At 40.8% G+C, this 13,580-nt stretch carries 16 protein-coding genes and 1 tRNA gene; 12 read left to right on the top strand and 5 right to left on the bottom strand.

Going from position 1 to position 13,580, the window contains the following annotated elements; genetic code table 11:
- Positions 1-169: 169 nt before the first annotated feature.
- Entirely contained in the window at positions 170-544 is a 375-nt protein-coding gene (locus tag IRJ18_RS10930; protein ID WP_194106233.1) for a hypothetical protein, read from the bottom strand.
- A 164-nt stretch (positions 545-708) separates the two neighbouring features.
- The gene (locus tag IRJ18_RS10925) at positions 709-1,269 is read right to left on the bottom strand and encodes an arylesterase (RefSeq protein ID WP_194106229.1); all 561 of its coding nucleotides are present in this window, start codon (positions 1,267-1,269) and stop codon (positions 709-711) included.
- A gap of 68 nt (positions 1,270-1,337) precedes the next feature.
- Between IRJ18_RS10925 and IRJ18_RS10920 the strand changes: the two genes are divergently transcribed.
- Together IRJ18_RS10920 and IRJ18_RS10915 are read left to right on the top strand one after the other, a co-directional pair.
- Positions 1,338-1,760, top strand: a complete 423-nt coding sequence (locus IRJ18_RS10920; RefSeq protein WP_194106226.1) for a DUF1801 domain-containing protein — start codon at positions 1,338-1,340, stop codon at positions 1,758-1,760.
- Between the two features lie 56 nt (positions 1,761-1,816).
- Positions 1,817-1,887, top strand: a tRNA-Gln gene (locus IRJ18_RS10915).
- Positions 1,888-1,940: 53 nt separating this feature from the next.
- Here IRJ18_RS10915 and IRJ18_RS10910 read toward each other — a convergent pair.
- Entirely contained in the window at positions 1,941-2,129 is a 189-nt protein-coding gene (locus IRJ18_RS10910) for a hypothetical protein (RefSeq protein ID WP_194106221.1), read from the bottom strand.
- A 160-nt stretch (positions 2,130-2,289) separates the two neighbouring features.
- Between IRJ18_RS10910 and IRJ18_RS10905 the strand changes: the two genes are divergently transcribed.
- The 4 genes from IRJ18_RS10905 (at position 2,290) to IRJ18_RS10890 (ending at position 4,512) form a co-directional block, all read left to right on the top strand.
- Entirely contained in the window at positions 2,290-3,003 is a 714-nt protein-coding gene (locus IRJ18_RS10905) for a hypothetical protein (RefSeq protein WP_228072694.1), read from the top strand.
- A gap of 31 nt (positions 3,004-3,034) precedes the next feature.
- Complete coding sequence (locus tag IRJ18_RS10900) at positions 3,035-3,211, top strand: DUF6496 domain-containing protein (RefSeq protein WP_194106216.1); 177 nt, start codon at positions 3,035-3,037, stop codon at positions 3,209-3,211.
- A gap of 22 nt (positions 3,212-3,233) precedes the next feature.
- Positions 3,234-3,824 (top strand): DUF4142 domain-containing protein, encoded by a 591-nt coding sequence (locus IRJ18_RS10895; RefSeq protein WP_194106212.1) that lies wholly within the window; start codon positions 3,234-3,236, stop codon positions 3,822-3,824.
- Positions 3,825-3,885: 61 nt separating this feature from the next.
- On the top strand, positions 3,886-4,512 hold the full coding sequence (locus IRJ18_RS10890; protein ID WP_194106211.1) for a CPBP family intramembrane glutamic endopeptidase: 627 nt from the start codon (positions 3,886-3,888) through the stop codon (positions 4,510-4,512).
- Here IRJ18_RS10890 and IRJ18_RS10885 read toward each other — a convergent pair whose 3' ends face one another.
- Positions 4,513-4,749, bottom strand: coding sequence for a hypothetical protein (locus IRJ18_RS10885; RefSeq protein ID WP_194106209.1), 237 nt, complete (start codon positions 4,747-4,749; stop codon positions 4,513-4,515).
- A 108-nt stretch (positions 4,750-4,857) separates the two neighbouring features.
- Here IRJ18_RS10885 and IRJ18_RS10880 point away from each other — a divergent pair, with 108 nt between their 5' ends.
- The 6 genes from IRJ18_RS10880 (at position 4,858) to IRJ18_RS21010 (ending at position 12,123) form a co-directional block, all read left to right on the top strand.
- Positions 4,858-5,034, top strand: coding sequence for a DUF3606 domain-containing protein (locus IRJ18_RS10880; RefSeq protein WP_194106208.1), 177 nt, complete (start codon positions 4,858-4,860; stop codon positions 5,032-5,034).
- 3 nt (positions 5,035-5,037) lie between these two features.
- Positions 5,038-7,767: a DNA ligase D gene (gene ligD, locus IRJ18_RS10875; protein ID WP_194106206.1), complete on the top strand. Its 2,730-nt coding sequence runs from the start codon at positions 5,038-5,040 to the stop codon at positions 7,765-7,767.
- 168 nt (positions 7,768-7,935) lie between these two features.
- Complete coding sequence (locus tag IRJ18_RS10870) at positions 7,936-9,066, top strand: acyltransferase family protein (protein WP_194106205.1); 1,131 nt, start codon at positions 7,936-7,938, stop codon at positions 9,064-9,066.
- A gap of 227 nt (positions 9,067-9,293) precedes the next feature.
- Positions 9,294-10,220 carry a glycoside hydrolase family 43 protein gene (locus tag IRJ18_RS10865; RefSeq protein ID WP_194106204.1) on the top strand — a complete coding sequence of 309 codons (927 nt, stop codon included), beginning with the start codon at positions 9,294-9,296 and terminating at the stop codon, positions 10,218-10,220.
- A gap of 18 nt (positions 10,221-10,238) precedes the next feature.
- A complete protein-coding gene (locus IRJ18_RS10860) occupies positions 10,239-11,534 on the top strand; it encodes a DEAD/DEAH box helicase (RefSeq protein ID WP_194106202.1) in 1,296 nt (431 codons plus the stop codon).
- 82 nt (positions 11,535-11,616) lie between these two features.
- A complete protein-coding gene (locus IRJ18_RS21010) occupies positions 11,617-12,123 on the top strand; it encodes an SHOCT domain-containing protein (protein WP_228072693.1) in 507 nt (168 codons plus the stop codon).
- A gap of 110 nt (positions 12,124-12,233) precedes the next feature.
- Here IRJ18_RS21010 and IRJ18_RS10850 read toward each other — a convergent pair whose 3' ends face one another.
- Positions 12,234-13,580 (bottom strand): DUF58 domain-containing protein, encoded by a 1,347-nt coding sequence (locus IRJ18_RS10850; protein ID WP_194106200.1) that lies wholly within the window; start codon positions 13,578-13,580, stop codon positions 12,234-12,236.

The raw sequence follows: 13,580 nt of genomic DNA, 5'->3' as shown, positions 1-13,580 counted from the left end.
AACCTTATGTGTGAGAGACTTTATTTAAAAAGTATGGCACAAATATATGTCACTTTTACACTTTTAGCAAACTTTTTATATAATTTAACAAAATGTTAACATTTAAATAAGTTTGCGACCAAAAACATGCTTAAATGATATTTGACAAGCACTTTTTGACATTGCTAAATCAGGATACCTGTATTTTCAGGATAGGTGAAGTAATTAAAGCAATTAATGCTTCTACTTCTTTTTGTAAGCCGGCCAAGCCATCACGATAGTAAGTTTCAAGGCTACGATCAATAGCTTTTAACTTGCGCTGAACAGGGTGATAACAAAGCAGTATGGCTTTCATCGTTCGGCTTTGGTGAATTTGCTGAATAGGTGGGGCCACTTCAGGGACTACCTTTACCAGGTGGTCCTCTAACTCCTGGCGTTTACGGTTTAACAGGGTTAATGCGAAGGCGTTGCTTTCGCTGTAGGTAAATGTACCCAGGCGCTTTATCTGCTGCAATAGTTGCTGCAAATGAGCCAGGATACTTTTGGGGTCATTCAGTTTCTCCATATCTTTTCTCGTTTACCTAAATGAACAATCAAACAATGTTACAACGGCAACCTTTGGGCAGTTATTGTTGCGCCTCAGGATGAAATTTAGATGAAATTATTAACAATTACGTTACAAAACAATAGTTGGGTGCCTATTAGTGAAAATATTTTTTTGCGGTGACATTAACCGTCCAGCAAGGGCCTTAAAACGGGCCAGACGTTATTGGCAATTGTGCGGTAATCTGTAGCGTTGGGGTGTATGCCATCTCGCAAATTAAGGTTGCCAATCCCGGCTACACCCTGCAAAAAGAAGGGCACAAACGCCATCTGATAAGTATCGGCCAGCCGCTTGTAAATAGCCCTGAACTCGGTGATCATAGCACCAGGGATGAACCTTGGAAGTTCCATGCCCATTAGCGCAAGTTTTACGTTAGGATACTTAGCCAAAACCTTTTTAACAATAGCTTCTAGGTTTTGATAGGTAATAGACGGCGGTATGCGGCGGGTAAGATCGTTGATGCCCAGTTCCAGCACAAAAACATCAATAGGCCGGCTAAGCCAATAATCCAGACGGTTTAAGCCACCCGAGCTGGTGTCGCCACTTACACCGGCGTTGATTACCCGGTATGAAAGGCCTTCGGTCATGATCCGTTGGTCTATCAGCGCAGGGAATGATTCGGTATTAACAGAACCGAGACCATACCCGACGGTCAGGCTATCGCCGAAAAACAAAATGGTTTTCATTAGCCATTAAATAGCTGCGCGGCTTATATTGTTTTTGTATATTTATCATACCTAATTCATATTTCACTATGGCCGAAAACAAAACCCTGGAAACCAAAGATTCCGTCAACAAATTTCTTGATACAAAAGTATCAGACGCAGCGCTGCGCAAAGATTGCGATACGCTGATAGCACTAATGGAAAAAGTAACCGGCCAGCCGGCCACCATGTGGGGTACGGCTATTATAGGCTTTGATAAATACCATTATAAATACGATAGCGGTCGCGAAGGCGATATGTGCCTGGTGGGGTTCTCGCCGCGTGCGGCAAACATTAGCCTGTATGTAAAGTTAGGCGCGCCGGGTCAGGATGCCCTGCTGGCCAAATTGGGTAGGCACAAAGCTGCTAAAGGCTGCCTGTACGTTAAAAAACTGGCCGATGTAGATATGGGGGTACTGGAAAACATTATTACCACAGGGGCAGCCCACACCAGGCAACAATATCCTGGTTAAATATTAGAACTGGTAATATATTACCAAAAATCGTTAAATTTGCGGCCACCAAAAACTCCCATGTGGTGTAACGGTAGCACATCAGACTCTGACTCTGCTTGTCGTGGTTCGAATCCATGCATGGGAACTAAGCAAAAAAACCTTTCAGTTTATCTGAAAGTTTTTTTTGCTACTAATAGTTTATCGTTTATTAATGATAACCTGCTTTTCTTCCGGGTGTGTTGCCCGCCATTTTTTTAAAGCTTTCGCTTGTATTTTCCGGTTATGCTCAGTAGCCTTACCTTGTTCATCTTTTTCAGATATCGGGCCTTCGGTCCTTAGTTTCTTTCCCCATGGTAAAGAAACATTTTCTTTATTGTCCGTTGCCATAAAAGTTGTGTTATTTCCCTTTATTTAAAACGTATAGTTGTGATGGATATTTTATCAGAGGTGAATATAGAAGCAAAATTTTTGCGGGAAAACAAAACTTATTAAAGTTAAAACCAAACTTTATTAGTGATGTTAAACTAACTGTTAACGTTATACAGCAATGGCAACTGTAACAGCAAAAAAAGCTACACGTAAGGTCGCTACTAAGGCAGGTAGCGCCGCTGCTAAGAAGTCTCCCGGCAAAAATTTATCGGCCAGCTATAACCGGTACAAAAAATTTGGCGGCCAGCAGTATACGGGTATGCAAATTGGTCGCGGGCATCATTGGCATTATGATGAAGGCGACTGGAAAGAAACCAAAATAACCCCTGATTTGTGGGAAATATCCTATGCGGTAACCAAACGCCGTGTAGGGCATGCACCCGAAAATTCAGGTGTACCGGTAGGTACCGAATATCAATGGTACATCTTAGCCCATCAGCATGTAAAAAAGCTTAACGCCAACGATTATTCTACCGAAATGACCGGTATTAAGTTTAAGCTGGCCCATAAACGCGCTGACAAAGCTAAATGGAATACTAAAACGCCAACACAGCGGAAACATTTGATACAATTTTTAAAAGAGATTGTTACTCAATTGGAAAAAGAACCTATCCCGCTTGAATTTGAATACGAGGGGGTGCTTTATAAAGGCGAGGGCGTATCCATATCCGAAACTTGTAATGAGGATTTCTGCTATGAGGTTGAAGTAACATTGAATGATGAGAACCTGGGCATTATACGCTGCGCAAAAAGCGGCTGGAAAATGGATAGGGTAGACCAGGGCCTGGTGGATGCTATTGGGAATGAAATATACCTGTATTTTGAACAATAATTAATATTAGTAACAACAATAAATATACATTATGGCGAAATATTCAGAAAAGGCCGGCCACAAGGTGGAAAAGACCATGCACGAGATGAAAGAAGGTAAGCTAAAAAGCGGTAGCGGTAAAAAAGTAACTTCAAAAAAACAAGCCGTAGCTATCGGATTATCCGAAGCACGTAAAGAAGGGGCTAAAGTGCCGAAAAAGAAATCATAAACCAGTATTAATATTTACTTTAATGAGAAAGATAACAAAAGTATTGTTGCTAACCTGCTCGGTTTTTACCCTTGCAGGTTGCAACAATACACCAAAAGATAGTACAGCCAAGGCTGATAGCATTAACCACACTAACGATTCGTCTGAAGCTAAAACACCCGGTGTACCCGCTACTGAAATAAGCGGCGATGATGCAAAGTTTGCTGTAGCTGCCGCTAATGGCGGTATGGCCGAAGTAGAGTTGGGTAAACTGGCGCGAAACCAGGGCACTACCATGCAGGTGAGAGATTTTGGTGCGATGATGATAAAGGACCATTCCACTATAAATGATGAAATGAAAGGTTTAGCCGATAGCAAACATATTGTTTTACCCGATTCATTAAATAATGAAGAAAAAAAGCTAAAGGCCGACCTGATGGCCAAAAAAGGAAAGGAGTTTGACCAGGCCTATGTGGATGCAATGATAGAAGACCATGAACAAGACATTAAGGATTTTGAACAAGCCGCCAAAATTGTAAAATATCCTGAAATGCAGCTTTTTATAAAAAGGAATTTGCCGGTGTTGAAAATGCACCTGGCTGCCATAAAAAAGGTAAAAGCAGGGATGAAATAGATTGTAACTTCTAACCGGTTGGTTACATCTAACTGGTGTGCAAATAAATTGGAAAGCCTTTATGTGGGATATTTTGATGATCGCATTTGTGGTCATCTTTCCGCATTTTGGTGTTTTGCCTATGTTTGCCTATCCCATTTTTGTTTTGCTAATAGTTTGGGGCTATCTTAAAATAAACAACCAGAATTTCAGTACCATTGGGTTTCGTTTTAGTGATATCTCTGTAAGGTCGTTTTTATATGGTACTTTAACGGGGTTATTATATGCGGCCTTGGCTTACTGGCTGTTGGACCCACTTATAGCTAAATTGGGCTTTAAGCCTGCTAATCTCAGCGATTTTGATTCGCTCCATCATCATTTCTTTAATTATCTGTTGCTGATGATGTTGGCCTGGGTATTGGTGATCCCATACGAAGAGATTATTTTCAGAGGGTTTATTTTTACGCGTGTGAAGGTTTGGTTTGGCAATTCAAAGCACGCATTTATCATTAGCGCGCTAATTACCAGTGTGCTTTTTGCACTATATCATTGCCAGGAAGGCACGGGCGCGGTATTACAGATTTTTATCTTCGCTTTATTTCAGGTTTGGCTTTATAAAAAATTTAAAGGTAACTTGTGGTATCTCATATTTTTTCATGCCTGGTACGATAGTTTTATGCTGACAGCCATTTATCTTGGCTACATGTAATTATACCTGATAATGTTCTAAATGTTTGGCTATTTGGTGTAATAGGCTTAATTCTACTTTGCCGGGATTTTTGCATAGCCGTACTACTTCGTTGCGGTCTGGTTCAAAGCCGGCTATCAGTTCTCCATTCTGGAATACTTCAAATTTGCACTGTTCATCTTCATGGTGCGGATATTCAGCCAACTCAAATTTATAAACCTGTTTGTTGGCGGTAATACTAAAAGTCGATCTTTCCATAATTTATTAAATTTATATAAAATACAAACCAACTTGCAATACTTATTGTTGTGAAATTAAATCAACTATTAATTAACAAACATTTATTTATTAACAACAATAAACACCATGGATAATAAAACAAAAACCGGTAGCCCGGACAGGGATAGGATAAACGTGAACGAAGATTACGAATTACAGGACTGGTCTAAAAAGTTTGGCGTTACCCGCGATGAATTAAAAAAAGCAGTGAAGGAAGTGGGTACCTCTGCCGAGGCGGTTGCAAAATACCTGAAAGGAAAATAGTATATGGGCCTGAAAGAATATGTCAAAAAGCGGGACTTTGAAAAGACCACCGAGCCTAAGGCTGGTCGCAGCAAGGACAAAGATCATTTAATGTTTGTGATACAAAAGCACGATGCTTCGCGCCTGCATTATGATTTCAGGCTGGAAATGGATGGCGTATTAAAAAGTTGGGCCGTACCTAAAGGCCCATCAACCGACCCTAAAACCAAGCGATTGGCTATGATGGTGGAAGACCACCCGTTTGATTACCGAAATTTTGAGGGTATCATTCCCAAAGGCGAATACGGTGGGGGTACAGTGATTGTTTGGGACGAGGGTACCTATGAGCCGATTGAGGAAATAAAAGGTAAGAAAGCCCAGGAAAAGCATCTGTTAAAGCAACTCCACGAAGGATCGTTAAAGATAAAGCTGCATGGTGAAAAACTGGAGGGCGAATACGCGTTGGTGAAAACCCATGGTATGGGCGAAACTGGCTGGCTGCTGATCAAACACAAAGACGAATTCGCGTCGGAAAAGGACATTACCAAAAAGGACAAATCGATACTGTCCGGCAAAACCATCGAAACTATGGAAAAAACCAGCGAGAAAGTTTGGCAGCACGGGCACGAAGAGGACGTAGAAAAGGGCGCTAAAACATCGAAAAAAAAAAGCCTGGAAAAACAAGCTGAGGAAGTGGTGGGTGAAAACGTGGCTGCGGGCGTTGTGGATACGGATATAATTGATGTTGATGCTATACTGAGATCGGCGCCCAAATCAGCCTTCCCAAAAAATATCAAACCCATGAAAGCCACCCTGGTGGATGAACCTTTTGACGACCCTAACTGGTTGTATGAAGTAAAATGGGATGGGTACCGCGCTATAGCGCATATTAACAACACTGGTGCCGAACTGATCTCGCGTAATAATATCCCTTTCGATAAATATTATCCTATTAATAAGCTACTTAACGATTGGAAAATAAACGCTGTTATTGATGGCGAAATATTAGTGCTGAATGATAAAGGCGTGTCCGATTTTGGCGCGCTGCAAAATTGGCGCAGCGAAGCAGATGGTAACTTAATTTATTATGTTTTTGATATTTTATGGTATGAAGGTAAAAACCTGATGAGCTTGCCGCTTAATCAACGGCTGGCCATTTTAAAAAAGGTGCTGCCTGTCGGTGATGACCGCATAAGACAAAGCAAGACATTTGCCGCCAGCGGTATCGAGTTTTTTAATGCTGCCGAAAAAATAGGTCTTGAAGGCATCATAGCTAAAAAAGCAGATAGCGTTTACACATCCGACCTACGGTCTAAAGAGTGGCTGAAGATAAAGGTGAAACGTCGCCAGGAGGTTGTAATAGCCGGCTTCACAAAAAACGAAGGGACTGCCAAAGCCTTCAGCGCTTTGATTTTAGGAGTGTACGATGGCAAAACGTTGAAATATGTGGGCAAAGTGGGCACAGGCTTTTCAGATAAATTGCAGAAGGAAATGATGGCCGAGTTTAAGCCATTAATTACCGATAAAAGCCCGTTTGACGTAGAGCCTGATGTAGATAAGCCATCACGTTTTCGTCCGCAGCGTTTGGGGGCAAAGCCAACCTGGTTAAAACCTGAACTGGTAGGCGAAGTTAATTTTGCCGAGGTAACCAGCGAGGGCATTTTCCGTCAGGCATCATTTAAAGGTTTGCGTATGGATAAAAAAGCGAAGGAGGTGATATTGGAAACACCAAAAGATACCGAGGAAACTGTGGAAGAGGTGGAGAAGCCGAAGGGCAAACATGCTAAAGCTATTGAACCGCCAAAAGATACCGACCGTAAAACATTGCTAAACCCTAAAGATGAAACACAGGTGCGCAAAATTTGCGGCCACGACCTTAAGTTTACTCATTTAAGCAAGGTTTACTGGCCCGAGGACGGTGTGACCAAACGCGATATGTTTAATTATTACTATCGCATAGCGGAATATATTTTGCCTTACCTGAAGGACAGGCCAATGTCGCTCAACCGTTTTCCCAATGGCATACACGGACCAAGTTTTTACCAGAAAGATGTAAAAGGCAAAGCGCCGGACTGGGTAACTAAAACTTTTCCATACACTACCAGCGAAGGTGAACATAAAGAGTATCTGGTAGGGTCAGATGAATCATACTTATTATGGATGGCATCCTTAGGTTGTATTGAGATGAACCCATGGTTTAGCCGTATACAATCACCGGATAACCCTGATTATTGCGTAATTGATCTTGATCCTGATAAAAACACCTTCGACCAGGTAATTGAAGCTGCACAGGAAGTGCGGAAAGTACTTGATGCGATAGAAGTACCATCGTTCCCAAAAACATCCGGTTCAACCGGGATGCATATTTACATCCCCTTAGGGGCAAAATATGATTATGACCAATCGCAGATGTTTGCCCGGATCATCGTTAATCTTGTGCATAAACAAATACCCGATTATACCAGTCTTGAACGCATGGTAGCCAACCGTAAGGGTAAAATGTACTTAGACTTTCTGCAAAACCGCCCGGGAGCTACCATTGCAGGGCCATATTCGTTAAGGCCCAAGCCAGGCGCTACTGTATCTATGCCACTTACATGGGATGAAGTAAAACCCCGATTGACCATGAAACACTTTACCATCTTTAATTCAGTTGACCGGCTAAAAGAAACCGGCGACTTATTTAAGGGTGTACTGGGTAAAGGGATTGACCTGGAAAAAACCATTAAAAAGGCTCAGCAAATTTTTGGATGATCACGAATGCAACTATCTTAAGTACACTAAGCACAATTAATTTGTATTAATAACAAGAAATATTGGGCAGTTGTTTATACAAAATCAGTCATACATGTTATTACTAAGAGATTTTTAGCATCACAGATATATAATTATATTTATCGTTTTGGTATTAAAACGATAAATATGACCGACAAGCATAAACGGGTATTTGGCCTTGATGTTTTCCGTGCAACTGCAATTATACTTGTATTAATGTCACATACCATTTCATTAATAGGCACTAAAGTTATAATGGATATCTTTTATGTAGTTGGTGTAATTGGAGTTGAACTATTTTTTGTGCTAAGTGGCTTTTTAATTGGCATAATTTTAATCAAATTATACCATACAGCACCAGTAATAAGCTTTGAAAGCATAAAAGTATTTTGGATTAGGAGATGGTTTAGAACTCTACCGAATTATTACCTAATGTTGATAGTATATATATTCATGTTCTCATACCTCAATCATAAAAATATACTAACAAAATTTGATACTCTCTTGTATTTCGGATTCTTACAAAACTTTTTTTCAGAGATAAAGGAAAGTTTTTTTGGTGTCTCATGGAGTTTAAGTATTGAAGAATGGTTTTATATTTTTTTTCCTGCGTTATTGTTCGGCAGCCAGCGTTTTTTTAAAAATAAACAAAAAGCAATATTTACCCTAATTATAATATTTATTGCATTCCCCTTTTTAACGCGCACATATTTCGAGTTTTTTGGCAGAAACATTGGGTGGGATACGGGGTATCGGAAAATAGTACCACTTCGTTTAGATGGCATCGCAATGGGGGTACTAGCTGCTTATTTTAAGTATTACTATGATCAACAATTTAATAAATATAAAAACTTATTCTTTTCAATAGGATTGGTATTCCTGCTATTGTTAATCGTGTTTTTTTATTATGCCACGTGCGTTCATTCAACCGTATCAATGAACATTATAAAAGCTACTGTTTTTTTCACACTATTTAGTTTATCAATAGCATTACTCATACCGTTTATTTATAAACTAAATGACAGTAATTTGAATAAAATATTTTTATTGATTATACGCAATATTAGCATAATATCTTATTCAATGTATTTATTGCATCCCATAATAATTATATTTGTATTACACTTTTTTATTATATATAATGTTATATGCAAAATTTTATTAATGTGGATTCTTACATTGATTTCAGGTTATATTCAATATTGTTTTTTTGAACAAAAAATAACTAGGCTAAGAGAATTTTATAGTAAAAGTTCCACTAATATTATTATTAATTAAAACTATCATTGTGTTATAATATATAATCTAACTATTGAATAATGAACCATTGCTGTCTGAAAAGACTATTAAGCGCAATGTGTTTTTAAATAATTGATGCGACAAGTTAGATAGAAATTCTTTAGATGGGTTAACCCATTTCAGTACATTTGTCCTTGTGGATAATGTCGATTGTTTGCCTAAACATAATTATTACTTTATCTTCCCTGCTACGATTTATTACCGGCATGAAAAAACTGTTTAGCATCATTTTAACCTTAATATCCATCAGCGCTTTAGCCCAGCATAACCCTATTATCCCTGGCTGGTATGCCGATCCGGAAGGTATTAAATACGGCGATACCTATTGGGTTTTCCCTACTTATTCGGCTAAGTATAACGAGCAGGTTTTTCTCGACGCGTTCTCATCGAAAGATTTACAAACCTGGGAAAAGCATCCGCGTGTGCTGGATACATCAAATGTGAAATGGGCGAAACGCGCCGTTTGGGCACCGGCTGTGCTTAAAAAGGGCGGTAAATATTATCTGTTCTTTGGCGCTAACGATGTGCACCAGGGCGAGGTTGGCGGTATTGGCGTAGCAGTAGCCAACAAACCTGATGGCCCTTATAAAGATTTATTGGGTAAACCTTTGATAAACGAGATTGTGAATGGGGCGCAACCTATTGATCAATTTGTGTTTAAGGATAAAGACGGTAGTTATTATATGTATTATGGCGGCTGGGGGCATTGTAACGTGGTAAGGTTAAAGGATGATTTCAGCGGGTTGAAACCTTTTGCAGATGGTACAATGTACAAGGAAATTACCCCGAACGGCTATGTGGAAGGCCCGTATATGTTCAGGAAAAACGACCATTACTATTTTATGTGGAGCGAAGGCGGTTGGACCGGGCCTGACTATAAAGTAGCCTACGCAGTGTCCGATTCGCCATTGGGCCCGTTTCAACGCGTGGCGACAGTGCTTGAGCAAGATCCCGCCGTGGCCACCGGCGCGGGCCACCATTCGGTGATCCATTCAGAAAGTGATGATAAATATTATATCGTGTACCACCGCCGCCCGTTAGGTGAAGCGGCGGCCAACCATAGGGTGGTTTGTATTGATGAAATGCAGTTTGATAAGGAAGGCCATATTTTGCCCGTTAAGATGACGAAGTAAAAACCTTACCTTTGCCGCATGGCGTGGTCAAATAAAATTAAGCTTAATAAACAATTGCAACGCTCGGTTGCCGAAGCAGGGTATGCTGCCCCAACTGAAATTCAGCAGCGAATAATGCCGAGGATAATCGGCGGGCAGGATGTAGTAGCAGTTGGCCCCGAAGGCGCCGGTAAAACCACAACTTATGTATTAACGGTATTAAACCGCTTTAGTTACGCGCCTGACGGCGTGCCGCAGGTGTTGATCCTGGTACCAGATCAGGAGGCTGTAGAAGCTGTTATAGAAAAATTTGATCTGCTGAACAAAAATAAATCTATTAGTATAGTTGGCCTGTATGCTACTCCCGGTATGCAGGATCAGCTGGATGCTTTGGCCGATGGCGCTGATATCGTAGTAGCTACTCCGGATAGGGCACGGGCAATTTATTTGAAACTTGGCCTTAATTTGAATAAGATAGAAGTATTGATAGTTGACGATGCCGACCGGATAGTAAAACAAGGCCTGCAATTGCCTGTGGCTGAATTAGCTAACAGCATTACCAAAGCGCAACACCTGGTGTTTACCGAAGTATTGCACGATAAGCTGAGCAAAATGATAGATCCTTTTATGAGGCTGCCTTCGGTTGTTGAGGTAGAGGAAATAGGAGAGGCACAGCTTAATATTCATCCACAGATGCTATACCATGTGCCTAACTTTGGCACCAAATTAAACCTGCTTAATTTATTTATGCAGGATGATGAGCTGTTCACCAAAACAGTAGTTTTTGCCAATACCAAACAAACAGCCGAGCATATTTACAAAAACTTGCAAACTGCTAAAAACAACCCGGTTGGCCTATATAATCCATGGACGGCAGGCTACCAGGGTTTTGTTTCAGTTGATGATTTTAAGAACGCTGGACAAATCCGCATATTAATAGTAGCCAATGAAAATGAGGAAGAGATCGATCTTTCGGGTATCCCTTTCCTGTTACATTTCGATTTGCCGGCTGATAAAGATACCTTCCTTAACCGTATGGTGGTTAGGACTGCAGAGACCGGCGAGGAAACCTTATCCATTACCTTTGCTACCGATCTTGAACTTGGTCTGGTGAAAAAAATAGAACAGGCAAGCGGACAGAAATTCCCAATTGGTGAATTGCCCGATTACCTTGTAATTGTGAAAGAAAAAAAGAAAACTGAAGAGAAACCTGTTTTACCCAAAGGCGATGAGCCAGGGGCAGCCTTTCACGAAAAGAAAGCCAGTAATGCTAAAAACTATAATTACAGCTCGGGGCAAAAGGCTAAAATGAACATGAAAAAAAAGCACGGCTAATAATAGTCAAACAGTAATTTGCGTTGGCTTATATGCCGATGATTAAATATTTTCATTATGTTTACTATCATAAATAAACTAAATGAAAAAAATACTGCTTGTTGTAATGTGCCTGGCTTGTTATAGTAGTTTTGCGCAAACCTTAAAAGAATTTAAAGCTTCAAACGGTAAAACATATCATCCGGGCGATACTATAACTATTGGGATGGGTTCGATGCCTGATGGTAACTTCAAATATATTCAGATCAACCCACCCTTGTTTGCACCACCAAACCGCAATGGCATGAATGCCCGCAAGGATATCTCCATGAGTACAGCTACTATTAAAAAGATCAGTACCGAAAGACAAATGGGTGGGACAGATAAAGTGATATTCACCATAAAGAATGGCGGCATAGTTACTTATAATGTTTGGATATTTGAAGCGTTAAGTGCCTGCGAAATTACGCCATGCCCTGGCGCAAATGCTTCAAGTGCTAACCACGGCAGTGTAGCCGATGAACTCATCAAACTAAAAAAGCTGCTTGATGAAGGCGCCCTCACCAAGGACGAATATAACGCGCAAAAGAAGAAGTTGCTGGATCAGTAAACAAACGTGCCGTCATCCCGAATTTATTTCGGGATCTCATTTGCATGGTTGCTACTTAGCAAGTGGGATGCTGAAACAAGTTCAACATGACGTTGGAGATATATTTAGTTTTATATCTTCTGCTTCGCCTTCAATTCCAAATACCGGTTAATAGTATTCACTGTAAGGTTTTGCGGAGCGGTTAAGATGGACTGGATACCGTGGCGGGCCAGCTCTTTAACAATCAGGCGTTTTTCGTAAATAAACTTTTCGGCGATGGTTTTTATATAGATGCCTTCTACATCGGTAGCACCTTGTTCGCTCAATTCTTTCAGGCTTGTATTTTCGAAAAACACCATCACCAGCAGGTGAAATTTAGCAATGCGTTTCAAGTAAGGTAGCTGCCGCTCTAATGCCGAAAGACTTTCGAAATTGGTAAAGAATACCACCAGACTGCGCTGTTTCAAGGTATTGCGTACGGTTGTGTAAACCAACTCCATATTGGTTTCCATGAAGCGGGTTTTCTCTTTATACAACACCTCCATTATCTTGTTCAACTGCGTGGGCCGGCGGTCAGCGGGGATAACGGCGCCTTTCTTGTCGGATATGGTGATCAAACCCGCTTTGTCTTCTTTTATCAATGCCACGCTGGATAGTACCAGGCTGGCATTAATAGCATAATCCAGCAGGCTTAAACCATCAAAAGGCATCTTCATCGCCCGCGATTTATCGATGATGCAGTACACATGCTGCGATTTTTCTTCGGTATAATTGTTCACCATCAGTGCACCCTGCCGTGCGGTAGCTTTCCAGTTCACGGTGCGATAATCATCACCGGCTACATAGTTTTTTATCTGCTCAAACTCCATGCTGTTACCCAGGCGACGGATCTTTTTAATGCCCATCTCATTCAATCGATTGGAGATGGCCATTAGTTCATAGCGGCGCAATTGCAAAAAGGAGGGATAAACAGGCAGTACTTCCAGCTGCTCAAAATTATAACGGCGGTTCACCAGTCCTAAAGCCGAAGCTGCATACACGCGGATATCTCCAAAGCTATACTCACCGCGCTTGGTGGGGCGGATAATGTAATTGATCAGCTTATGCTGACGTGGAGTTAAGCCGGTATGGAAGTTTACATCACGTTTTTGAAACTGGTGCGGTATCTCGTCAATAATATTCAAATTGACAGTAAATGGGTAGTAACTTTCAACATACAGGCCAATCTCGTTATCGTCGCCGTTACTCAGTCGTTCGGGGGCTACACGCTTAGCAAAAATACCGTTCTTTAAACGGTACAATACCCAGATATCAATTAAAATAAGCGCGATGAACACCCAAAATGCGATAACAGGAATAATGCCCAGCCATGGGAAAAAGAATGACAGTAAAAAAAGTAACACAACCCCACCCAATCCGGCAAATAAGCGGGAGGTAAGGAACAGGTTTTTATAAAAATTACTGTAAAGCCTTTTCAA

It is taken from the genome of Mucilaginibacter boryungensis (assembly GCF_015221995.1).
GTDB lineage: Bacteria > Bacteroidota > Bacteroidia > Sphingobacteriales > Sphingobacteriaceae > Mucilaginibacter > Mucilaginibacter boryungensis.
Note: the sequence above shows the minus strand (reverse complement) of the source record. Positions and strands in the feature narration are given on the sequence as shown.

Bases quoted from the DNA above. Each gene is read 5' to 3' on its own strand.
- IRJ18_RS10930 (WP_194106233.1), bottom strand. From the start codon at position 544: ATGGAGAAACTGAATGACCCCAAAAGTATCCTGGCTCATTTGCAGCAA.
- IRJ18_RS10925 (WP_194106229.1), bottom strand. From the start codon at position 1,269: ATGAAAACCATTTTGTTTTTCGGCGATAGCCTGACCGTCGGGTATGGT.
- IRJ18_RS10920 (WP_194106226.1), top strand. From the start codon at position 1,338: ATGGCCGAAAACAAAACCCTGGAAACCAAAGATTCCGTCAACAAATTT.
- IRJ18_RS10910 (WP_194106221.1), bottom strand. From the start codon at position 2,129: ATGGCAACGGACAATAAAGAAAATGTTTCTTTACCATGGGGAAAGAAA.
- IRJ18_RS10905 (WP_228072694.1), top strand. From the start codon at position 2,290: ATGGCAACTGTAACAGCAAAAAAAGCTACACGTAAGGTCGCTACTAAG.
- IRJ18_RS10900 (WP_194106216.1), top strand. From the start codon at position 3,035: ATGGCGAAATATTCAGAAAAGGCCGGCCACAAGGTGGAAAAGACCATG.
- IRJ18_RS10895 (WP_194106212.1), top strand. From the start codon at position 3,234: ATGAGAAAGATAACAAAAGTATTGTTGCTAACCTGCTCGGTTTTTACC.
- IRJ18_RS10890 (WP_194106211.1), top strand. From the start codon at position 3,886: ATGTGGGATATTTTGATGATCGCATTTGTGGTCATCTTTCCGCATTTT.
- IRJ18_RS10885 (WP_194106209.1), bottom strand. From the start codon at position 4,749: ATGGAAAGATCGACTTTTAGTATTACCGCCAACAAACAGGTTTATAAA.
- IRJ18_RS10880 (WP_194106208.1), top strand. From the start codon at position 4,858: ATGGATAATAAAACAAAAACCGGTAGCCCGGACAGGGATAGGATAAAC.
- ligD (WP_194106206.1), top strand. From the start codon at position 5,038: ATGGGCCTGAAAGAATATGTCAAAAAGCGGGACTTTGAAAAGACCACC.
- IRJ18_RS10870 (WP_194106205.1), top strand. From the start codon at position 7,936: ATGACCGACAAGCATAAACGGGTATTTGGCCTTGATGTTTTCCGTGCA.
- IRJ18_RS10865 (WP_194106204.1), top strand. From the start codon at position 9,294: ATGAAAAAACTGTTTAGCATCATTTTAACCTTAATATCCATCAGCGCT.
- IRJ18_RS10860 (WP_194106202.1), top strand. From the start codon at position 10,239: ATGGCGTGGTCAAATAAAATTAAGCTTAATAAACAATTGCAACGCTCG.
- IRJ18_RS21010 (WP_228072693.1), top strand. From the start codon at position 11,617: ATGAAAAAAATACTGCTTGTTGTAATGTGCCTGGCTTGTTATAGTAGT.